The 21,775-nt window shown below is 64.8% G+C and carries 18 protein-coding genes, 1 tRNA gene and 1 pseudogene; 11 read left to right on the forward strand and 9 right to left on the reverse strand.

What is annotated here, in order from left to right:
• The first annotated feature begins 167 nt into the window (after positions 1-167).
• The 3 genes from carB to QX135_RS14105 all read left to right on the forward strand — a co-directional run bounded on the left by carB (position 168) and on the right by QX135_RS14105 (position 4,971).
• Positions 168-3,632, forward strand: a complete 3,465-nt coding sequence (gene carB, locus QX135_RS14095) for a carbamoyl-phosphate synthase large subunit (protein WP_316181110.1) — start codon at positions 168-170, stop codon at positions 3,630-3,632.
• Positions 3,633-3,839: 207 nt separating this feature from the next.
• A complete protein-coding gene (gene greA / locus QX135_RS14100; RefSeq protein WP_315736372.1) occupies positions 3,840-4,316 on the forward strand; it encodes a transcription elongation factor GreA in 477 nt (158 codons plus the stop codon).
• A 256-nt stretch (positions 4,317-4,572) separates the two neighbouring features.
• On the forward strand, positions 4,573-4,971 hold the full coding sequence (locus tag QX135_RS14105; protein ID WP_315777725.1) for a DoxX family protein: 399 nt from the start codon (positions 4,573-4,575) through the stop codon (positions 4,969-4,971).
• A gap of 82 nt (positions 4,972-5,053) precedes the next feature.
• Here the strand turns inward: QX135_RS14105 and QX135_RS14110 are convergent, their stop codons facing one another.
• Positions 5,054-5,533, reverse strand: a complete 480-nt coding sequence (locus tag QX135_RS14110) for an Lrp/AsnC family transcriptional regulator (RefSeq protein WP_015664493.1) — start codon at positions 5,531-5,533, stop codon at positions 5,054-5,056.
• Between the two features lie 289 nt (positions 5,534-5,822).
• Between QX135_RS14110 and trxB the strand changes: the two genes are divergently transcribed.
• From trxB to QX135_RS14130, 4 genes are all read left to right on the forward strand, one after another.
• Complete coding sequence (gene trxB / locus QX135_RS14115; protein WP_316181106.1) at positions 5,823-6,788, forward strand: thioredoxin-disulfide reductase; 966 nt, start codon at positions 5,823-5,825, stop codon at positions 6,786-6,788.
• A 7-nt stretch (positions 6,789-6,795) separates the two neighbouring features.
• Positions 6,796-7,719 (forward strand): LysR family transcriptional regulator, encoded by a 924-nt coding sequence (locus tag QX135_RS14120; RefSeq protein WP_315717522.1) that lies wholly within the window; start codon positions 6,796-6,798, stop codon positions 7,717-7,719.
• A gap of 443 nt (positions 7,720-8,162) precedes the next feature.
• Positions 8,163-9,086, forward strand: coding sequence for a 4-hydroxy-tetrahydrodipicolinate synthase (locus tag QX135_RS14125; RefSeq protein WP_315779268.1), 924 nt, complete (start codon positions 8,163-8,165; stop codon positions 9,084-9,086).
• 160 nt (positions 9,087-9,246) lie between these two features.
• Positions 9,247-9,417 carry a hypothetical protein gene (locus QX135_RS14130; RefSeq protein ID WP_315777727.1) on the forward strand — a complete coding sequence of 57 codons (171 nt, stop codon included), beginning with the start codon at positions 9,247-9,249 and terminating at the stop codon, positions 9,415-9,417.
• Positions 9,418-9,528: 111 nt separating this feature from the next.
• On the opposite strand, the gene QX135_RS14135 is transcribed toward QX135_RS14130, so the two are convergent.
• The 5 genes and pseudogenes from QX135_RS14135 to QX135_RS14155 form a co-directional block, all read right to left on the reverse strand.
• Positions 9,529-10,206 carry a ParA family protein gene (locus QX135_RS14135; protein WP_315736367.1) on the reverse strand — a complete coding sequence of 226 codons (678 nt, stop codon included), beginning with the start codon at positions 10,204-10,206 and terminating at the stop codon, positions 9,529-9,531.
• A 274-nt stretch (positions 10,207-10,480) separates the two neighbouring features.
• Complete coding sequence (locus QX135_RS14140) at positions 10,481-10,831, reverse strand: hypothetical protein (RefSeq protein ID WP_315777728.1); 351 nt, start codon at positions 10,829-10,831, stop codon at positions 10,481-10,483.
• Between the two features lie 297 nt (positions 10,832-11,128).
• A tRNA-His gene (locus QX135_RS14145) sits at positions 11,129-11,205 on the reverse strand.
• A gap of 260 nt (positions 11,206-11,465) precedes the next feature.
• Positions 11,466-11,900: a phasin gene (locus QX135_RS14150; protein ID WP_315736365.1), complete on the reverse strand. Its 435-nt coding sequence runs from the start codon at positions 11,898-11,900 to the stop codon at positions 11,466-11,468.
• 205 nt (positions 11,901-12,105) lie between these two features.
• Positions 12,106-12,488 (reverse strand): annotated as a pseudogene (locus QX135_RS14155) (phasin family protein).
• 299 nt (positions 12,489-12,787) lie between these two features.
• On the opposite strand from QX135_RS14155, the gene QX135_RS14160 reads away from it, so the two are divergent.
• Complete coding sequence (locus tag QX135_RS14160) at positions 12,788-16,135, forward strand: PAS domain-containing sensor histidine kinase (protein WP_316181103.1); 3,348 nt, start codon at positions 12,788-12,790, stop codon at positions 16,133-16,135.
• Here QX135_RS14160 and QX135_RS14165 read toward each other — a convergent pair.
• A complete protein-coding gene (locus QX135_RS14165) occupies positions 16,120-17,331 on the reverse strand; it encodes an NnrS family protein (protein WP_316181101.1) in 1,212 nt (403 codons plus the stop codon). The genes QX135_RS14160 and QX135_RS14165 overlap by 16 nt on opposite strands.
• A gap of 170 nt (positions 17,332-17,501) precedes the next feature.
• On the opposite strand from QX135_RS14165, the gene QX135_RS14170 reads away from it, so the two are divergent.
• On the forward strand, positions 17,502-18,221 hold the full coding sequence (locus tag QX135_RS14170; protein WP_315756082.1) for a Crp/Fnr family transcriptional regulator: 720 nt from the start codon (positions 17,502-17,504) through the stop codon (positions 18,219-18,221).
• On the opposite strand, the gene QX135_RS14175 is transcribed toward QX135_RS14170, so the two are convergent.
• Entirely contained in the window at positions 18,222-18,425 is a 204-nt protein-coding gene (locus QX135_RS14175; RefSeq protein ID WP_409997646.1) for a DUF1858 domain-containing protein, read from the reverse strand.
• A 72-nt stretch (positions 18,426-18,497) separates the two neighbouring features.
• Positions 18,498-19,850 (reverse strand): oxygen-independent coproporphyrinogen III oxidase, encoded by a 1,353-nt coding sequence (gene hemN, locus QX135_RS14180; protein WP_315736361.1) that lies wholly within the window; start codon positions 19,848-19,850, stop codon positions 18,498-18,500.
• A gap of 214 nt (positions 19,851-20,064) precedes the next feature.
• Here hemN and QX135_RS14185 point away from each other — a divergent pair, with 214 nt between their 5' ends.
• Together QX135_RS14185 and nirK are read left to right on the forward strand one after the other, a co-directional pair.
• Positions 20,065-20,274, forward strand: coding sequence for a hypothetical protein (locus QX135_RS14185; RefSeq protein ID WP_315812900.1), 210 nt, complete (start codon positions 20,065-20,067; stop codon positions 20,272-20,274).
• A gap of 357 nt (positions 20,275-20,631) precedes the next feature.
• Positions 20,632-21,726, forward strand: coding sequence for a copper-containing nitrite reductase (gene nirK / locus QX135_RS14190; protein ID WP_315736359.1), 1,095 nt, complete (start codon positions 20,632-20,634; stop codon positions 21,724-21,726).
• Positions 21,727-21,775 lie beyond the last annotated feature (49 nt).

Below are 21,775 nucleotides of genomic sequence, written 5' to 3' on the forward strand. Positions count from 1 at the left end.
CCAAATTGGCCGTTGATTTCGGCCCAAAACCCTTTTCGCTCAGAGGAAACTGGTCTAAAGACCGCTCGCGCGCGAGCACTGGTCGCGCCTGGGCCTTACGGGGACGCGCGATACGCGCGCCCTTTTTTTGTGCCCAATTCCTGCCCGTTCCTTGCCCGTGAGCTTGAATGCCGAAACGAACCGACATCTCGACCATCCTGATCATTGGCGCCGGTCCGATCGTGATCGGCCAAGCCTGCGAATTCGACTATTCCGGTACGCAGGCGGTGAAGGCGCTGAAGGAGGAGGGCTATCGCGTCGTCCTCGTCAACTCCAATCCGGCCACGATCATGACCGATCCGGAGCTGGCCGATGCGACCTATATCGAGCCGATCACGCCCGAGATCGTCGCCAAGATCATCGAGAAGGAACGCCACGTCATCCCCGGCGGCTTCGCGCTGCTGCCGACCATGGGCGGGCAGACCGCGCTGAACTGCGCGCTGTCGCTGCGCCGGCAGGGGACACTGGAGAAGTTCGACGTCGAGATGATCGGCGCCACGGCTGACGCGATCGACAAGGCCGAGGACCGCCAGCTGTTCCGCAACGCGATGGAGAAGATCGGCCTGCAGACGCCGAAGTCGCGGCTCGCCAACGCCTCCGCGCTGAAGAAGCAGTACCGCGACAAATACCTCGCCGAGCGCGAGAAGCTGTCCGGCGCCGAGCGCGACGAGCTCGACCGGCAATGGACGCTTGGCGAGAACGAGCGCCGCAAGCGCTACCAGGAGCATGCGCTCGGCCAGGCGCTGATGGCGCTGTCCGAGATCGGCCTGCCCGCGATCATCCGTCCCTCCTTCACGATGGGCGGCACCGGTGGCGGCATCGCCTACAACAAGGAAGAATATCTCGACATCATCGAGCGCGGTCTCGACGCCTCCCCCACCAACGAAGTGCTGATCGAGGAATCGGTGCTCGGGTGGAAGGAGTACGAGATGGAGGTGGTCCGCGACAAAAAGGACAACTGCATCATCATCTGCTCGATCGAGAACCTCGATCCGATGGGCGTGCACACCGGCGACTCGATCACCGTCGCGCCGGCGCTGACGCTGACCGACAAGGAATACCAGATCATGCGCGACGCCTCGCTGGCGGTGCTGCGCGAGATCGGCGTCGAGACCGGCGGCTCCAACGTGCAGTTCGGCGTCAACCCGGCCGACGGCCGCATGGTCGTGATCGAGATGAATCCGCGCGTGTCGCGCTCCTCGGCGCTGGCCTCCAAGGCGACCGGCTTCCCGATCGCCAAGGTCGCGGCCAAGCTCGCGGTCGGCTACACGCTGGACGAAATCGCCAACGACATCACCGGCGGCGCGACCCCGGCCTCGTTCGAGCCAACCATCGACTACGTCGTCACCAAGATCCCGCGCTTCGCATTCGAGAAATTCCCGGGGGCTTCGACCACGCTGACGACCTCGATGAAGTCCGTCGGCGAGGTCATGGCGATCGGCCGCACCTTCCAGGAAAGCCTGCAGAAGGCGCTGCGCGGGCTGGAGACCGGTCTCACCGGCCTCGACGAGATCGAGATCGAAGGTCTCGGGCGCGGCGACGACAAGAACGCGATCCGGGCTGCGCTCGGCACGCCCACGCCGAACCGTCTCCTGCAGGTCGCGCAGGCGATGCGGCTGGGCTGGTCGAACGAGGACATCTTCAACTCCTGCAAGATCGACCCGTGGTTCCTGGCGCAGATGCGCGGCATCGTCGAGATGGAGGACAAGGTCCGCCGGCACGGCCTGCCGCCGAACGCGAGCGGCATGCGCACGCTGAAGGCGATGGGCTTCTCGGATGCACGGCTCGCGGTGCTGACCAACACCACCGAAGCCGACGTCGCGGCCAAGCGGCAGGCGCTGGGCGTCCGTCCGGCGTTCAAGCGCATCGATACCTGCGCGGCGGAGTTCGCTTCGCCCACCGCCTACATGTATTCGAGCTACGAAACGCTGTTCGCAGGCCAACTCGCCGACGAGAGCGCGCCGTCCGACAAGAAGAAGGTGATCATTCTCGGCGGCGGTCCGAACCGGATCGGCCAGGGCATCGAGTTCGACTATTGCTGCTGCCACGCCTGTTTCGCGCTGTCCGACGCCGGCTTTGAGACCATCATGGTCAACTGCAATCCGGAGACGGTCTCGACCGACTACGACACCGCCGACAGGCTCTATTTCGAGCCGCTGACCTCCGAGGACGTGCTGGAGATCATCGCGACCGAGCGCAAGAACGGCACGGTGCATGGCGTCATCGTGCAGTTCGGCGGCCAGACGCCGCTGAAGCTGGCGCGTGCGCTGGAGGCGGCCGACGTGCCGATCCTCGGCACCTCGCCGGAGGCCATCGACCTCGCCGAGGACCGCGACCGCTTCAAGCGCGTCCTCGACAAGCTGCATCTGAAGCAGCCGAAGAACGGCATCGCCTATTCGGTCGAGCAGGCCCGCCTGGTGGCTGCCGATCTCGGGCTGCCGCTGGTGGTGCGCCCGTCCTACGTGCTCGGCGGCCGCGCGATGCAGATCATCCGCGAGGACAACCAGCTCAGCGACTACCTGCTCGGCACCCTGCCCGAGCTGGTGCCGGCCGACGTCAAGGCGCGCTACCCGAACGACAAGACCGGCCAGATCAACACGGTGCTGGGCAAGAACCCGCTGCTGTTCGATCGCTATCTGTCGGACGCGACCGAGATCGACGTGGACTGCCTTTCCGACGGCAAGGACACCTTCATCGTCGGCATCATGGAGCACATCGAGGAGGCCGGCATCCACTCCGGCGATTCGGCCTGCTCGCTGCCGCCGCATTCGCTCGACGAGGCGACCATCGCCGAGCTGGAGCGGCAGACCCGCGAGCTGGCGCTCGGGCTCGACGTCGTCGGCCTGATGAACGTGCAATATGCGATCAAGGACGGCACGATCTACGTGCTCGAGGTCAATCCGCGTGCCTCGCGCACGGTGCCCTTCGTCGCCAAGGTGGTCGGCACGCCAGTCGCCAAGATCGCCGCCCGAATCATGGCCGGCGAGAAGCTCGCCGATTTCGGCCTGAAGAAGCGCGCGCTCAGGCATGTCGGCGTCAAGGAATCGGTCTTCCCGTTCGCCCGTTTCCCCGGCGTCGACACCGTGCTCGGCCCGGAGATGCGCTCGACCGGCGAGGTGATGGGCATCGACCGCTCGTTCGCCGTGGCGTTCGCCAAGAGCCAGCTCGGCGGCGGCACACGCGTGCCGCGCAAAGGCACGGTGTTCGTGTCAGTACGTGAAAGCGACAAGGCGCGCATCACCGAGGTGGTGCGGATGCTGCACGAGCTCGGCTTCAAGGTGGTGGCGACATCCGGGACCCAGCGCTTCCTGACCGACCAGGGCGTGCCGACCGAGAAGATCAACAAGGTGCTGGAGGGACGGCCGCACATCGTGGACGCCATCACCAACGGTGACATCCAGCTGGTCTTCAACACCACCGAAGGCCCGCAGGCGCTGGCCGACAGCCGTTCGCTGCGGCGCGCTGCCCTCTTGCATAAAGTGCCGTATTACACCACTCTTTCGGGTGCCGTGGCGGCCGCGCAAGGCATCCGTGCCTATCTCGGGGGAGACCTTGAGGTCCGCACCCTGCAGAGTTACTTTTCCGAAAACTAATCGCAGCGTGCGGGCGAACGCCCGCTAAGCGGTTGGCAACAATCGGCAATAGAAGCTTTCAGGAACCCGCCGCCCCGTTCGATGTTGTACCGGCCTTTGACGGGACGGTCTTGCCGGGCCTTCAGGCTTTGCTTTGAGCCGCAAAGGCCTATTCTGAAGCTGCTGATCGTGCGCGCCCCCGCCCGCACGACTGAAGGACGAGAAGAGATGGTGGAAAAGGTTCCCATGACTTCGATGGGCTACGCCGCGTTGGAGAACGAGCTCAAGCAGCGCCAATCGGTGGACCGTCCGCGCATCATCGAACATATCGCGGAAGCGCGTTCGCATGGCGACCTGTCCGAGAACGCGGAATATCACGCCGCCAAGGAAGAGCAGTCTCACAACGAGGGCCGCATCGCCGAGCTCGAGGACAAGCTCGCGCGCGCCGACATCATCGATGTGACCAAGCTCTCCGGCGACACGATCAAGTTCGGCGCGACGGTGACCCTGATCGACGAGGATACCGAGAAGAAGGCGGTCTGGCAGATCGTCGGCGAGGTCGAGGCGGACGCCAAGAAGGGCAAGATCTCGATCACCTCGCCGCTGGCGCGCGCGCTGATCGGCAAGAAGATGGGCACCACCGTCGAGGTCATGGCGCCCGGCGGCGCCAAGTCCTACGAGATCGCCAAGGTCGAGTGGCGCTGAGGACCCGAGGCATCGGAGCGATGCCTGTGACCGTTCGGACGAAACCAAGGGCTGCGCGAAGGCGCGGCCCTTCGTCGTTTGGCCGGCCGCACTGCGGCACAATGGCGTTCGGCAGCACACGGTCAATTCATCGGGCTGCAGGCCACACGCCGGTGACGGGCTTTCAGGAATGAGCTAGTGCAGAACCGACGAGCCGTGCCGGGAGGATGGGTCCGGTCCGTCGCATCATGATGGCTTTGATTGGGGGATGATCGACATGGAGCAGATGTTCTCGAAATGGCAACCGGCTGTGCTCAGCCTGTTTCGCTTCGTCACGGGCCTGTTGTTGTTTCAATATGGCGTGGCGAAGATCTTCAAGTTTCCGGCCGTGGACATGTTTGCCAAAGTTGAGCTGCTGTCGCTGTACGGTGCGGCCGGCTCGCTCGAACTGGTGCTCGGCGGATTGCTGATCCTTGGGCTGTTCACGCGCCCGGTCGCCTTTATCCTGTCCGGCGAGATGGCCTTCGCCTATTTCATTGGCCACTTCCCGAGAGGTTTCTTCCCGGTCGTCAACAACGGCTCGCTGGCGATCGCCCTCTGCTTTGCCTGCCTCTATCTGACGACCTCGGGCGGGGGGTCGATCAGTCTGGACGCGCTGCTGCGCAAAAAGAACTGAACTCTCTCGCGTTCTGTTCGCTTCGCGACCTCGAGCTTCCGGGTTCAGCCTTGGCGAGGCTGGCCCGGAAGGACAGCCGGGCCTAGCTGCGCCCCTTGACCTCGAGCGGCACCGCCGCCTCGTATTTCGAGTTATGCAGCACCAGGGACGTCCGCACGTTGCGGACGTGGGGCGCCGCCGTGAGGTGCGTGACGAACTCCTGAAACGTCGCCATGTCCGGTGCCACGCATTTCAGGATGAAGTCCACCTCGCCGGACAGCATCCAACATTCCCGCACCAGCGGCTCGGACCGCACGAACTCTTCGAACGCCTTCAGGTCGGCGTCCGCCTGGCTCGACAGGTGGACCGAGGCGAACACGGTCACGTCGAAGCCGAGCTTGCGCGGGTCGAGCAGGCCCCGGTAGCCGGTGATGTAGCCTTCCTCCTCCAGGGTCCGCACCCGGCGCAAGCAAGGCGGCGGCGAGATGCCGACCCGCTTGGCGAGCTCGACATTGGTGATCCTGCCGTCGGCCTGAATTTCACTCAGGATTTTGAGATCGATCTCATCAAGATTCTTGGACACGGGGATTGTGGGCTCTGGCGGAACAGGAGGGGGGCGCAGGGCGCCGGGGAGACGATGGGCAACTCTCTTAGCGCAAGCCGGTCAATTTGCGCAATTTTATTACTTTAGATTTCCCCTGTTGACCGGGTCGTGAAGGGAAAATTCGCCGAGATGCGTTGCAATTCTTGCATAGCTTGCCAGATCGCTTAGACTTGGATTTGACATTTTCGATGGGGCTTCGGAGCGTTTCTTCCGCGCATTCCGCTCGCTGCGTCGTCAATCCTCCCTTTTCCAGCGAGTCTTCGGCCACATGCAAGCTCCGATCCATGCCAAAGTCGTCATCATCGGTTCCGGCCCTGCCGGCTATACGGCGGCGATCTACGCGGCACGAGCTATGCTGGAGCCGGTACTGATCCAGGGCATCCAGCCCGGCGGCCAACTCACCATCACCACCGACGTGGAAAACTATCCGGGATTTGCCGACGTCATCCAGGGTCCCTGGCTGATGGAGCAGATGGAGAAGCAGGCGACGCATGTCGGGGCCCAGATCAAGACCGACCTCGTGACCAAGCTGGAGCTGGGGCAGCGTCCGTTCCGCCTGACCTGCGACTCCGGTGACGTCTACCTCGCCGAGACCGTCATCCTGGCGACCGGCGCCCAGGCGCGCTGGCTCGGGCTGCCGTCGGAGGAGACCTTCAAGGGCTTCGGTGTCTCGGCCTGCGCGACCTGTGACGGCTTCTTCTATCGCGGCAAGGAAGTCATCGTCGTCGGCGGCGGCAACACCGCGGTCGAGGAAGCGCTGTTCCTGACCAATTTCGCCTCGACCGTCACCGTCGTGCACCGGCGCGACCATTTCCGCGCCGAGCGCATCCTGCAGGAGCGGCTGTTCAAGCATCCCAAGATCAAGGTCGTGTGGGACAGCGCCCTCGATGAGATCTGCGGCGCCAGCTCGTCATCCAAGGTCACGCATGTCCGGCTCAAGAACGTCAAGACCGGCGCGCTCACCGAGCTGCCTGCCGACGGCGTCTTCGTCGCGATCGGCCACGCGCCGGCAACCGAGCTGGTCGCGGGGCAACTGAAACTGAAACCGTCCGGTTATGTCGAGGTGATGCCGGGCTCGACCGCGACCTCCGTTCCCGGCGTGTTTGCAGCCGGCGACGTTGCCGATGAAACCTATCGGCAGGCGATCACCGCAGCCGGCATGGGCTGCATGGCCGCCCTGGAGGCCGAACGCTTCCTCGCCCACGCCGCGAGCGAACGCGCCGCGGCGGAATGAACTGACGATGCCACGATCACGGGATGGATTTACGGATATGGATTGGGACAAGCTGAAGGTGTTTCACGCAGCGGCGGAAGCAGGCAGCTTCACGCATGCCGGGGAGCAGCTCGGGCTGTCGCAATCGGCGGTGTCGCGCCAGGTCAGCGCGCTCGAGCAGGAGCTCGCAGTCTCGCTGTTCCACCGGCACGCCCGCGGACTGATCCTGACGGAGCAAGGCGACCTGCTGTTCCGAACCGCGCATGACGTCTTCATGCAGCTGCAGGCGGCGCGGGCCAAGCTGACCGACAGCCGGGAGCGCCCGAGCGGCGACCTGAAGATCACGACCACGCCGGGCGTCGGCATCAACTGGCTGATCCCGCGACTCGGCGAATTCACCGCGCTCTATCCGGAGATCCGGATCTCGCTGATCGTCACCGACGAGGAGCTCGATCTGTCGATGCGCGAGGCCGACGTGGCGATCCGCACCCGCAAGCCGACACAGCCCGATCTGATCCAGCGCAAGCTGTTCGCGATCAGCTTCCACGCCTATTGCTCGCCGGAATATGTCAAGCGCTTCGGCACACCGCGCACACTCGACGAGCTCGATGATCATCGCATCATCATGCTGGCCGACGGCCAAGTCGCCCCGCATCTCCAGAACCGCAGCTGGCTGGTCGATGCCGGCCGCAACGGGTCCGGTCCGCGCGAGGCCTATTTCAGGGTCAACAACATCCTCGGCCTGGTCCGCGCCTGCCAGCAAGGCCTCGGCATCGCCGCGCTGCCGGACTACCTCGTCGAGGAAAACAGCCGTCTCGTGCAATTGTTCGGAGAGTCGGATTCGATCCAGCTCGACACCTACTTCGTGTATCCCGAGGAATTGAAAACGGTCGCACGCGTTCAAGTGTTCCGTGACTTCGTCGTGAGCAAAGCGCAGCGCTGGCCGGCGTGAGATTGTGCATGTCTGACATGCGGCTTGCATGGTTGCTGCGACGCCATTGAGCCCATACTAAAGTTGTGCTGAGCGTTGGCGTTGCGCATTGTCCCCCTCCTCCAGTGGCGCGAGCGTTCAGAAATCCCTCTTGGAAGGTGATTGTGTCGGCCTCGTTGGCCAGTACCTCCAGCCGGGCTCATTTGGGCCCGGCTATTTTTTTGCCGAATGTTTCCGTGTCGTGCCCGATGCGGCGTTGACAGCATCGCCTGCACCGCGCATCTAGATCGCATGTCCACGTCTTCGCACGCCAAGCTGTCGTCGAAAAAAGCTCCCCTCCCGGGGACATGTGGACGCGCGCGCTAGAATCTCTCGAATTCACCGCCGCATCACCAGCCCCGCCGCGAGGACGGGGCTTTTTTGCGTGTCCCGTCTCCGGCTCCTGCTACCCAAGGAGATGGACCATGACCAACATTACGACCCGACTGCAGGGCCTCTGGCTGCCCCTGATCACGCCGTTCCGCGATGGCGCGCTCGACGAGCCATCCTTACGCAATCTGGTTCGGCACTACGCCGCCAAGCCGATCGATGGACTGGTGCTCGGTGCCACGTCAGGCGAAGGACTGGCGCTGTCTTGGGACGAGCGCGCCCGCCTGATCAGCGTGGTCCGGGACGAGCTCGACGCCACCGGCCGGTCGCTGCCGATCTGTCTCGGTGTCGGCGGCGTGGCGACGGCCGAGGTGAGCGCATCGCTCGACCGAACCGCGGAATGGCCGATCGACTTCTATCTGATCTCGAGTCCGCCTTACGTGCGCCCGTCGCAGCGCGGCCTGCTGGCGCATTTCACCGCATTGGCTGACCGCACCACCCATCCGATCGTGCTCTACAACATTCCCTATCGCTCGGCGGTCGGCCTCGACAACGAGACGCTGCTGCGGCTCGCGCAACATCCGGCCGTCGCAGGCCTCAAGGATTGCTGCGCCAATCGCATGCAGACGCGCGACTTGATCGCACGCCGACCGCCCGGATTTCGCATCCTCACCGGCGAGGACGCCCAGAGCTTCGATGCGCTGCAGGCCGGTGCCGACGGCGCCATCCTGCTCTCGGCGCATCTGGAGACCGAGACGTTTGCCGCAATCTTGCAGCACGTAAAGGCCGGCCGTCACGACGCGGCAGCAGCGTGCTGGGCGCAGGTCGAGGATCTCACGCGGCTGCTGTTCACCGAGCCGAGCCCGGCCCCGGCCAAGTACTGGCTGGCGCGAACCGGCATCATCGCGAGCCCCGACGTGCGACTACCTATGGTGGAGATCGGTGCCGGCCTTGCCGTACGCCTCGACCAGGAGATCGAGCGCCGCACGGCGACAAGGACGCAGAGCTGCGTCGCCTGAGCGCTCCCCGAAACGATCGTCGGACCGAGAGACGAAGCCGCAGCGCGGCCGCGGGCCACATCGGAGACCACGGAGGCCGACACCTCCGTGGTTAATCCGAGCTAACAAACGCGATCAAAAGCGGCGCAGTCCGCAACCTCGTGTTTAAAGATGTTCCGCTATGGATGTTGAAAACGTCAAAGAGCGCGGGGGCGTCGTGGCTTTGCAGGATCATCCATACCCTGAGCATCAGGGATTCAGCGTCGAAGACATTCTCTGGGCGGTCGGGATCTGGTCCGTGATCCTGACCCTGACGCCGGCAATCGCCTTCTATTTCCTGATGGTCGCCTGACCTCGCCGCGCCCTCTCGCGCGGCACGAAATCGGCACTCACGCGAGATCGTGTGACCCGACGCAAAAAACGCGCGGAAGACCGCGCGTCGATGCCTCATCTGATGCCGCGATCAGGCCGCCTGCTTGTGCATGGCGCCGTTAGCCGACACGGTCCCGCGAATCGCCCGCACCGAGCGCTCGATCGCAGCCCAAAGGCGCGCGATCTCGGCTGCGGCACGCCCTTCCGCATAATATTCACGCACGCCTTCGCCCTGGCCCAGCGCCATCAGCAGATCGGCGCGGTTGGTGATCTGGCCGCCCCACACCGGCGCCTTGAACTTCGCCAGCGCCTCCCGGGCGATGGTAACGATCGGGCTTTCGGCATCGTCGCGGCGCGCCGGTGCGCCATTGAGAACGACCGCGTAGGGCTTGCGCGCGGCGCGGCAGGTCTGGATCGTCTCCTGCACCGCGTTGACGTCGAACACGCCGGGGCGGGCCGGGATGATCACCATGGTCGCGTTCTTGATCGCATCCTCGACGACGGCCGAGATGGTCGGCGGCGTATCGATCAGCACCCACTCGACGCCGTCACGGCGGGCGGCGGACACGATCGCGCTCACCGAGTTCACGGCCGTCTTGATCGGCGGCTCGTTGGTGCCGCGCAGCTTGTGCCAAAGCGTCAGCGACCCCTGAGGGTCCGCATCGATGAGCAGACTAGACTTGCTCGACTTGATCTGCGCAGCGAGATGGGCGGCCAGGGTGCTCTTGCCTGAGCCGCCCTTACGCGATGCGAAAACAATGACGTTCATACCTTGGCCTCCAGATTGACCCCGGCAGCGAAAATGAATCAGCGGACTGATTCGCGGAAGAAAAATTTAGCGATTAATAAGACGTAACTCCTGATTGCCGAAACGGATTGGTTTTTGAGTCACACCAAAGCAGGCAAAACAGCAGATCCGGCCGCGATGTTCGACAACATCCGGTCATGCCCCATCGCATTTACATGTTGAGGCTGCGCATCGAGGTGCGCATCCAAGGACCTCGGTCATTCCGAGTGCCGCCAAATGCGGCCATCGGCATCGCTCAAGTCGCGTCCGGTCGCGTCGACTTCCTCGCTTTGCCGGCGCGCGCAGTGACCGGCTTGGTGACAGGACGAATGCTCATCGGCCGTTCCGCGCGGCCAGATGACGCTGCCTGGCGCTGCGGTGGCCCGAATTGGGCGCGGCATGGCGGCGACAGCTCGGCCTTGCGGCGGACCATGCAGGCAGTGACACGATCGACGTCGGGAATGTCGGAACTACAAAGCCGGAACGCATCGCCCGTGCACGCCTGCTCCTGCTCGGGGGTATAGGCCCGTGCGGTTACGGGGACTAACAGCGCGGCTACTACGATCAGTACGGCAGAGATGCATGGATCGAGATCAATCCCTCTCATCGTCCCCTCCCCCTCGTTGCCGCAAAGTGTGATTGAAGGAGACAGGATTCGCAAGCAACAGCGCCACGCCGTGCTTCTGATCCGGCGCAGCAAACCGCAAGCGAGCGCACGCCCCGGCGATATATCCGTCGAAATACGGAGACCGGGCTCAGGCTTCCGCACAGCTCTGCGCACACGCCCAGTCTACAGCCATACGCGAGAGGTCGCGACAGGGCTACAAATCACGGTGCACGATCAACCGGGCGCGGAGCACGGATAGAGGTGAGCTTGCGAACGGCACAGCAATGGTCCTGGCCATGGTACAGTTGGGTGGGCTCGAACCACCGACCTCCTGTTCCACAGACAGGCGCTCTAACCAACTGAGCTACAACTGCATCCGCCATGGACTGCCCGCGAGGGGGCGTCCGAACGGGCCGGAAACTAGGTGCAACGGGCCAATTTGGCAAGGCCGAGAACGGATAAAGTCCCCGGCCATGCCGGCGTTTTTTGACGCTGTTTCGGCCCGAGTGAGCCCCCGTTCAAGCGGGAGCCCAGAAAGCATCGAACCCGGCCGCAACGCGTCCGGGTCCTGGATCTTCCGCTGGCCTCACCGGCACACGGCCGTACCGCGCACCTGGCTCGAATCAGGCCGGCCTCAGGCCGCCGTCTTGAACAGCTTGCTGGCGCTTTCCTTGATCGGCTCGACCGTCTCGGCCGCAACCTTCTGGCCGAGCTCGCCGAGCTCCTTGGCCTGGGACGTGAAGGTCTCGAACTGCTTGCGCGCGAAACCGGTCCACAGCTCCATCGCCTCCGACGGCGACTTCACGCCGAACAGCTCCTGGGCGAAGTCGAGCGAAGCCGTCGTATTGGCCTTCGTAAATTCCATGACCTTGGACGAGTAGACGCCGGCGCCCTTGCTGGCGTTGGCGAAGAAGGCCTCGATGGCCGAATTGTGCGTTTCCGCAGCGTCCTTGAACTTGGCGTAGTTCTCACGGGCCTGCGACACGCCTTTTTCGGCGAGCGCGCGCACCTGCTCGGGAACCTCAAACGGGATGATGGACGCGGAGAACGGATCGGTGGCATTGGTCATGGCATGTATCCTTCGAAACATTGAGACTGGACCGTCCCGGCAATCGGGAAGTCACTTCGGATCACGCAGAGGAACCGCCCCTGGGAGGTAACAACCTCGCGTAGAGCTATATCGTGTCGTTTTTGTGCAACGCAATGGAAATTCCATTATCAGGAACTCTTTGTCGCGCCCGCTTCCAAAATTTTCGGGAGCGGAGAACGTCCCCTCAGGCCTTGGGCATAGTGGTGTCGATCGCAGCCTTGCCGATGGCTTGGCCCATTTCGCTTGCCTGTTCGGCGAGCGACCGCATCTGGCCCTGAAAAAATTCGCGGTGCAGCCGCAGCACCTCGGGCAGGTCCTTGGCGTGCACCAGCGATTGGGCGTAGTCGAGCGATGATTGAACGTTCCTTTCGGCATAGCAAAAGACCCTTGGCGCCGATGTCCTTGGCCCCGGCCCGCACCGTCGCGCTGCGCTGTTCGAGCGAGCCTGCCGTCGCCTCCGCTCCAGCCAGGAGCTGCTCGAACGTCTGACGTGCCTGGTCGAAGCCTGCCTCCGCGATCGCCTGCATGTCTTTCGGAATCCTCGAGTCGTCGCCCGTCGTCGGTCATGGGTCCCTGACGTCCCGATTGGCTTCGCCCGCAGCGCCTCGTCTCGAAGCGGCCGTCCCGCTGCCTACGCAACTCGTGGTCCCCAACGGGGGGATTGCAGCGAGCCATGTCCGGGTTCGCCGCAATTCCGTGCGCTGCGGCTCACGAGGAACACATTAGGGTTATCCAAGCTTTAGCAGGACAGGAGTACGGCCCCGCCGTGGACCTTGGCCCTCAAAACGCGCGATAGTAACGAATTCTTAACGCCACCAGTTCCGGCCGCCGATCAACATCACAAGAGCCGTTCGCCGTCGTCGCCCATGACCTACGCCGATCTCGAATTGCAGGCCCTCAGCGACCCCCGGCTGGCTGTCCACGCCGCCGGCAGTCTGCCGGCTTGGCTATGGTCGGCCGATGGCAGCCGTGTGCTGTGGGCCAATGCGGCCGGTGCACGCGCCCTCGGCGCGGCGAGCGCAACGGCGCTGATCGCGAAGACGCTCGGCCCCGCCGACGCGCATCGCCGCCAGGTCGCTCAATTGGGACGGCGTCTGCCCGAGACCGGCGCCTTGCGACTCGAACGCCTCCGTGGCTTCGGCGCGCCGCTCGGCACGCTCGCGACCTGCGGCTGCACCAGGATCGATCTGCCGGATGGCACGCGCGCGGTGCTGATCACCAGCACCGACGGGGGCGGACGCAGCGTCCCGCTGGCGGAACGCCTGAAGCGGCTCGTGGAAGCCAGCGGACATGCGCTGATCGCATTCACCCAGGATGGCCAGTTCGCCGGCATCAGTGCAGCCGGACGGCGCCTGTTTGGCACGCGCGACCTGAGCGAGCCGGATTTCGCCGAGATCCGCAGAGCGGCGCTTATCGACGGCATGGCCAAGGTGACGTTCGGCACCGAGCGCGCAGCGCTCTACCGCATCGGCAGCGGCAACCAGGTCGGGCTGGTGGCCGTCCCGATGCCGGCCCTAGCCGACGGGATGGAGGCGCCAGGCTCGGCGCAGACATCAGAGCCAACCGCAGATGCCGCCCCCGCATCACCAGCCCCCGTGCACATTGCCGCTGGGCCCGTGGTCGTGATTTCGCCTCCTCTTCCGGTGGATGCAATGACTGAACGCCGAACCGAATACGAATCCCCCGCGCTGTCGAACGAAGCGCCGGCCGAGTTCCTGCTGATCGACGATCAGGCCAAGGCCGACCTGTTCGAGGCGCCGGTGCCGGTGCCGCAAACGACGGATGAGACGCATCCTGCCGAGTCCGGCGCGGCGGACCCTTCAGTCGGCCGCCGCCACCCACTCCGATTTTCCTGGCAGATGGATGCCGAGGGACGATTCTCGATCGGCTCCGACGAATTCACCCGCCTGATCGGGCTGCACAGCGCCGCCAAGCTCGGCCGTCCCTGGCATGAGCTCACTGCATCGCTAGGCCTCGATCCAGACGGGCGGGTCGGTGCGGCGATCGAAACGAAAGAGACCTGGAGCGGGCTCGTCGTCAGTTGGCCCGCGGACGGCGAGCGGCTTGCGGTCGAATTGTCGGGACTGCCTGTCCTGACGGAGGACAGGACCCATGCCGGCTATCGCGGCTTCGGCGTCTGTCGCGACCTCGACGCTCTGGACCGGCTGGCCGCACTGCGTCGCCCCGCATTGGCCGATGCAGACGCGGCCGATGCTCCGGACGCCGACGAAACCGATCCTACCCAATCCGACCATGTGCAGGCCGCAGATGTGCCGCCGCAGCAGGAGAACGTCACTGCGTCATCGCGTGAGGCTTCCATTGCGCCGGACGTACACCACATCGACGGCATCGGGCTCGAAACGACCGGGAACGTGGTCCCGTTCCGCGCTCCGGGCGAGTCCAAGCATCCTGCGCTCACGCCGGTGGAGAACAGTGCGTTTCATGAACTCGCGCGTCAGCTGTCGGCCCGGCTCGAAGGCGAGATCCGCAACTCAGCCGCGGACGTCGCGAATACGGCGTTCGAGCCGGGATCGCACGTGAGCGATCCGTTGGTCCCGCCGCAGCAGCAGACCCCATCGGCGACGGAGACGGCGACCGATCATGGCGCGGGGCTGCAGACCGAATGGCTCATCCCCGAGGAGCCGCCGGCCCAGGGCGACAGCCAGCGCGACCGCATCCTGCTCGACCTGCTGCCAACGGGCATGCTGATCTACCGGCTCGATCGCCTGCTCTATGGCAATCCGGCCTTCTTCAGGCAGATGGGCTACGCCGACCTTGCGGCCCTGGAGCAGGCGGGCGGGCTCGATGCGCTCTATGTCGAGCCGGGCGTGTCGTCAGCGTCGAACAAATCCGAGGCCGGCACCCCCGTCACGATCTCGGCAGCCGATGGCTCCTCCAGCGAGGAGGTGAAGGCGGAAGCCCGCCTGTTCACGATCACCTGGGACGGCGATACCGCCCATGCCCTGATCTTCGCTCCGGTGCCCGGAACCGCGGCCGCGGTTCCGACGGCGACCGACGCTGCACCGATGCCGGTGCCGGCCTCGGCTGCACCAGCCCCCCTGGTCGTGGCCCCGCCTCCGGCCGCCGGCCACGCCGAAGCCGAAGATCTTGCGGCGATCCTCGACGTCACAGCCGAGGGCATCCTGATGTTCGACGCCGGCGGCAACATCCACGCCTGCAACCGCAGCGCCGAGGCGCTGTTCGGTCACGACGGCGCGGCGCTGGTGCGCCGTAACCTGATCGAGCTGTTCGCGCCGGAAAGCGCCCGCCTCGTGCTCGATTACCTCGACAGTGTGCAGCAGGCCGGCGCGTCGAGCGGGTTCGATCAGGGCCGCGAGGTGCTCGGGAAGATCGCTCAGGGCGGCCTCATTCCGTTGTCGATGGCAATTGGCCGGACCAGGCCCGACGGTCCGAACTTCTTTGCCGTGTTCCGCGATCTGTCGCAGCTCCACCGCGGCGAAAGCGAGTTGCTGCAGGCTCGCCGCGTGGCCGATCGGGCCGCCAACGCCAAGGCCGACATGCTGGCCCGGATCAGCCACGAAGTGCGCGCGCCGCTGAACGCGATCATCGGCTTTGCCGAGGTGATGATCGGCGAACGGTTCGGCACGATCGGCAACACCCGCTACGCCGAATACATGAAGGACATCCGCACCTCGGGCGAGCGCGTCGTCTCCCTGATCGACGATCTGCTGGAGCTGTCGCGCATCGAGACCGGCAAGCTCGAGCTCGCTTTCACCAGCCAGAATCTCAACGAACTGGTGGAGAGCTGCGTCGCAGCGATGCAGCCGCAGGCCAACCGCGCCCGCATCATCATCCGCACCTCGCTGTCGCAACTGCTGCCGCCGGTCATCGCCGACGCCAGGGCGCTGCGCCAGATCGCGATGAACGTGATCTCGGCCTCGATCTCGCTGGCCAATCCCGGCGGCCAGGTCATCGTCTCGACCGCGCTGACCGATTTCGGCGAGGTCGCGCTGCGCGTCCGCGATACCGGTCATGGCCTGAACGATCAGGAGGTGGCTGCTGCGCTCGAACCGTTCCGTGCGCCCTCGGCTTCCGAGCAAGGCTCCGATGGCGCCGGTCTCAGCCTGTCGCTCACCAAGGCGCTTGTCGAAGCCAACCGGGCGCAGTTCCATATCAAGGCCGCGCCGAAATCCGGCACGCTGATCGAGGTGGTGTTCTCGCGCGCCATGGCGCGCAATCAGAGCACCGGCTGAACCGATCCTGCCCGGCGTACGGCCAGCGCACGCCGCTTGAGACCGAGCAGCAGCGGACCGAACGCCAGAACGAAGCCGGCGAATGCGACCACCCAGGCAAGCGCCGCGACGTGCAGCAGCACCTCGGTATGCGCCGGCGCCAACACGGCGCAGACCCGCGTGACCGCTGCGACGATGATCGCCAGATAGATCACCTGGGTCGCGGGCGCGGCCGTCAGCGCCTGGCCGGTGTGGCCGAGCGTGGCCCGCGTCATCACTGCAAGCGTCGTGATGCCGGCGGCCCCGACCATCCAGGCGTGCAGCCCGGCGCTTGGAAGAATCCATCCGAGGCTGGCGGCCGCCGTGAGCAGGAAGCCGAGCGGAACGAACACGTAGCCGACATGCAGGATGACCAGCAGCCGTTCGCGCAAGGTGCGATCGCCGGCCCAGCGCGCGAGCCTCACCACATGCAACAATCCGGCCGCCGTGAGCGCAAGCGCGGTCGGCGCGCTCTCAGGAACCAGAATCCAGCCGAGCAGGCTTAGCGCACTGAACAGCACGACGGCGATGTCGAAGCGGCCGAACGGCGCCGGCAGCCGACCGGGATTGTGCTTGACCAGCCAGTTGCGGGTGAAGCTCGGCGTGATGCGGCCGCCGATCAGTGCGAGCAGCAGCACGATCACGGCAACACCGACGCGAATGGCGTAGTCGGCCGAGCCACGCAGATGAGCCTCGACGTGGAACGCGATGTTGCCGGCGCACAGCACCGCGACGATTGCGACCACCGGCAAATTCCGCCAATTGCGCCCGGCGACGATCTCGCGCGCGGCGGCCAGAACGACAAGCGTGAGGAAGCTCGCATCGATCAGCAGCGCGGCCCACCAGGGGCCCAGCGCGGACATCGTGACGGCCAGTCGCCCGGCCATCCACACGATCACGAGGGTGAGCAGCGGCAGGCCCCGGATCGGCAGACGTCCGGTCCAGTTCGGGATCGCCGTGAACAGGAAGCCAGTGACGACGGCCGGCAAATAGCCGTAGAGCATTTCGTGCACATGCCAGTCGCGGGGAGCGAAGCCGGAGCTCAGCTTCAGCTCGCCGTAGAAAGCCGGGACCCAGATCAGGATCGCCAGCGCGGCCTGGAGCGCGCCCAGCAGAAAGAACGGCCTGAAACCGTTGGCGAGAACGGTCCAGCCCTGATAGTTGCGTGGAATGGCCATGTGCATGCTCGCTCGATGAAGGACGGGAACCGCACCGATCGCGGCGTTGTGCTTAACATGTAGTTGCGCGTCGCCCACTATGACTTGCGCCAGCACAAACTTCCGACGGATCGCAAAAACGTGCTATTGAGCGCCGCAAAATTGAGCCGAATCCGGCCCCGGAGAACACCATGGCTTCCATCGACCGTTCGCTGGTCGCGCATCTGCCGCTGTTTGCGGGGCTGTCCGCGGAGGATCTCACGGACGTGCTGCGGGAAGCCCGCTCCCTTCGCGTCCCCCGCAACGGCGCAGTGTTCGAGCAGGGCGCCGATGCGACCTCGTTCTTCCTGCTGCTCCACGGTCATGTCCGCGCCAGCAAGACGACGCCCACCGGCGACCAGATCGTGGTGCGCTATGTGGTGCCAGGGGACACGTTCGGCGTCGCCCCGGCCATCGGTCTCCAACATTATCCGGCGACAGCGACCGCCGTCGACGACAGCATCGTGCTGGCCTGGCCGTCCGCCTCATGGCCGCGGCTGGTCGCGAAGTTCCCGTCGCTGGCGGCGAACACGCTGCAGACGGTCGGCCAGCGGCTGCAGGAAACCCATGCGCGCGTGATCGAAATGTCGACGCAGCAGGTGGAGCAGCGCATCGCGCATGCCCTACTTCGGCTCGCCAACCAGGCCGGCCGCAAGCTCGATCACGGCGTTCAGATCGACTTCCCGATCAGCCGGCAGGATATCGCCCAGATGACCGGAACGACCCTGCATACGGTAAGCCGCATCCTCTCGGGCTGGGAGCAGCTCGGCCTCGTCGAAAGCGGACGTCAGAAGATCGTGCTGCGCGAGCCGCACAAGATCGTGCTCCTGGCGCAGCAGAACGCCGGTGACGCGGCCGCGTCGCGGACCTGATCACGCGCAGGCACACAGGGCCGCGAGGAACGCGTCGGGATCGACGCCATGCTCGTGGCAGGCATCCGCGACGTTGTGAAAACAGGCGATCGGGCAACCGACGCAACGCATCTGGAAAGCAAGAAAGACGCGGATCGTCTCCGGCCTTCGCCGCATGACGTCGTCGACCAGTTCATCGAAGGAGATTGGCATGCGCGCCTCCATTCCCGCGCGAATGGTAGCGGGCATGCCCTTGGCGGTCTTTGTCGCGGCACAAGCACCGCGGCAGCTGGCCGGTCAGACCGCCCGGCTGTGCAGCTGCTTCGACGCGTCGAGATGCGCATCGAACGCCGCAGCGACGCTGCGCACCAGGAACCGGGAATGCTCGGTCACCGCGAGCGCACCGCCGTTGAGCTCGACCACACCGTCGGAGATCAGCGATTGCAGCCGCGGCGCCGATCTCAGCATGTCGTCGGTGTCCGTGCCATGGCGGGTGCAGATGACGTCGAGGTCCACGCCATAGTCGCACATGATGCGCTCGATGATGTCGGCCCGTAGGCGGTCGTCATCCGTCAGTCCATAGCCTTTCACGGTCGCGAGGCTGCCGGACGCGATCTTCTGCTCATAGGCCCGGACCTGCGGCGCGTTCTGGACATAACCTTGCGGCAGTTGCCCGATCGCCGAGGCGCCGAACCCGAGCAGCAGATCGTTGGCATCGGTCGTGTAGCCCTGGAAATTGCGATGCAGCCGGCCTTCGCGGAACGCGATGGTCATCGGGTCGGTGGGCAAGGCGAAATGATCGAGCCCGATCTGGACGTAGCCTGCGTTCTTCAGCGCATCAGCGATCGCACAGGCCTGATCGTAGCGTTCCAGACTGTCCGGCAGCGCCGAGTCCTGAATCTTGCGTTGGTGCGTCTTGAACGATGGCACATGAGCGTAGCCGAACACGGAGAGCCGGTCGGGGCGCAGGTCGATGGCACGCCGGACGGTGTCGAGACAGGACGCCACGCTCTGATGTGGCAGCCCGTAGATCAGGTCGAAATTGATGCCGGCAACGCCGGCCTGACGCAATCCATTCGTGGCCGCCGCGGTCTGCTCGAAGCTCTGTACCCGGTTGATGGCCTGCTGCACCCGCGGATCGAAGCTCTGCACGCCCAGGCTGGCGCGATTGACCCCGCTCACCCCCAGCGCGGCGATCATCTCCGGCGTCAGCGTGCGGGGATCTATCTCGATGGCGATCTCCGCCGATGGCAGCACGAAAAATGAATGACGCAGCGATCCGACGAGATCCACAAAGGACTCCGGCGCCATGATGGTGGGCGTGCCGCCGCCGAAATGAATGTGCCCGACCTGCAGCCGCCGGCCAATCTGGCGCGCCACCATGTCGATCTCGCAGCGCAGTGCCGATTCGTAGACCGCAATCGGCTCGTCGCGCTTGGCGACCATGGTGTTGCAGCCGCAATACCAGCACATCGAGCGGCAGAAGGGCACATGCAGGTAAAGTGATGCCGTCGCGCTCGCCGGTATCGCGCGCAGCCATTCTGCGTAGGTGGACGGGCCGACCGCGGCGGAGAAATGAGGCGCCGTGGGATAGCTGGTGTAGCGCGGAAGGCGCTCCTGTCCGTAGCATGCCGCAAGATCTGGTCTCATGTCCTGCCTGTCACCTGAGCGTGTCGACCTGGGGTTCGGAGGTCCTTGACATAAGGCAAGAGCGGCGGCCTTGAGCTTTCTCAAGGCGCGGCCGGCAGATGCCCCGTTGGATAACCAGTAGAACGCCGGTTATCGCCTCGGACTTTGCGCTTCCTCAAAGTGGCCGGCTCATTTCACATCATCATTGATCCATTGACGATTCGAGGAAACCGCAATGGAAGCTCTGCAATTTCTGATCCGTTCATTTGCTCTCCTCGCTGGCATCCGCGGCCATATCCCCCAGTCCGACGGATTCGAATCGTTCCGCGACGAGTCGGGGCCGACAGGCCTGCTCGGCAATATCGCCATGTTCATGACCACGATGTTTTGCCTCGCGGCGGCAGTGGCCTTCGCCGCGTTGCTGGCGCTGCGCTGGCTGAGCTGACGAGTTTGGTAGCCCATCGTCGATCGGTGCAATGCCTTGAACCTCGGCCTTGAACCTCGCATCCTAGTGCTCGTGACTGTCCTGCGGTCTCGGCAAACGGATGGATCATTTCTCGGCGCGTAGTTGCGCGAGGACAGTCCAGCCCCCTTTTCCTCCGCGCCCCGTCCGGACTCCCCAAGAACTACTCGCCGATGCAACTCATTCGCGCGCTGCGCTGGCGCAGCCGCGCCAATTTCGCTCCGAACCCGCCATCGCATTCCGCAAATGCGAAGTTGCTTGTTGCAGCACAAACAAGCCGGGTTCCAACGGGAGCATGATGATTGCGGCACTACAACAGATCCAATGAAGGAGCGATCCATGTTGACCCGCCGCACCGCCATGTTCAGTGCAGCCATCGCCGCGATGATGCTTGCGGCTCCCGCGATGGCCGAGGACCTCAAGCTGCCGCGCCAGAAGGTCGATCTGGTGGCTCCGCCGTTCGTGCATGCGCACGAGCAGGCGACGAAGCAGGGGCCCAAGATCATGGAGTTCAAGCTCGTGGTCCAGGAGAAGAAGATGGTGATCGACGAGAAGGGCACCACCTTCCAGGCCATGACGTTCAACGGCTCGATGCCGGGCCCGCTGATGGTGGTCCATGAGGGTGACTATGTCGAGGTGACCCTGGTCAATCCCGCGACCAACAGCATGCCGCATAACATCGATTTCCACTCCGCGACCGGAGCGCTGGGTGGCGGCGCGCTGACCCTGGTCAATCCCGGCGAGCAGGTCGTGCTGCGCTGGAAGGCGACGCGGACCGGCGTGTTCGTCTATCATTGCGCCCCAGGCGGACCGATGATCCCCTGGCATGTCGTCTCGGGCATGAACGGCGCCGTGATGGTGCTGCCGCGCGACGGTCTCAATGACGGCCGCGGACACGCGTTACGCTACGATCGCGTCTACTACATCGGCGAGCAGGACCTCTACGTCCCGCGCGACGACAAGGGCAACTTCAAATCCTATGACTCGCCCGGCGAGGCATATAGCGACACCGAGGAGGTCATGCGCAAGCTCACGCCGACCCATGTGGTGTTCAACGGCAAGGCCGGCGCGCTCACCGGAAAGAATGCGCTCACGGCCAATGTCGGCGAGAACGTGCTGATCGTGCACTCGCAGGCGAACCGCGACAGTCGTCCGCATCTGATCGGCGGCCACGGTGATTATGTCTGGGAGACCGGCAAGTTCTCCAACGCGCCGGAGACCGGGCTCGAGACCTGGTTCATCCGCGGCGGCTCCGCCGGTGCCGCGCTCTACAAATTCCTGCAGCCCGGCATCTACGCCTACGTCACCCACAACCTGATCGAGGCGGCCAATCTCGGCGCAACGGCCCATTTCAAGGTCGAAGGCAAGTGGAATGACGACCTGATGATGCAGGTGAAGGCCCCGGCCGACATTCCGACCGGCACGACGAACTGATCGGCCCAGGGGGCCGGCATGTCCGGCCCCCCACTCTTCTCAGTGTGCT

Origin of the sequence: Bradyrhizobium sp. SZCCHNR1098 (genome assembly GCF_032489375.1) — a bacterium.
In the GTDB taxonomy this organism is placed as follows: domain Bacteria; phylum Pseudomonadota; class Alphaproteobacteria; order Rhizobiales; family Xanthobacteraceae; genus Bradyrhizobium.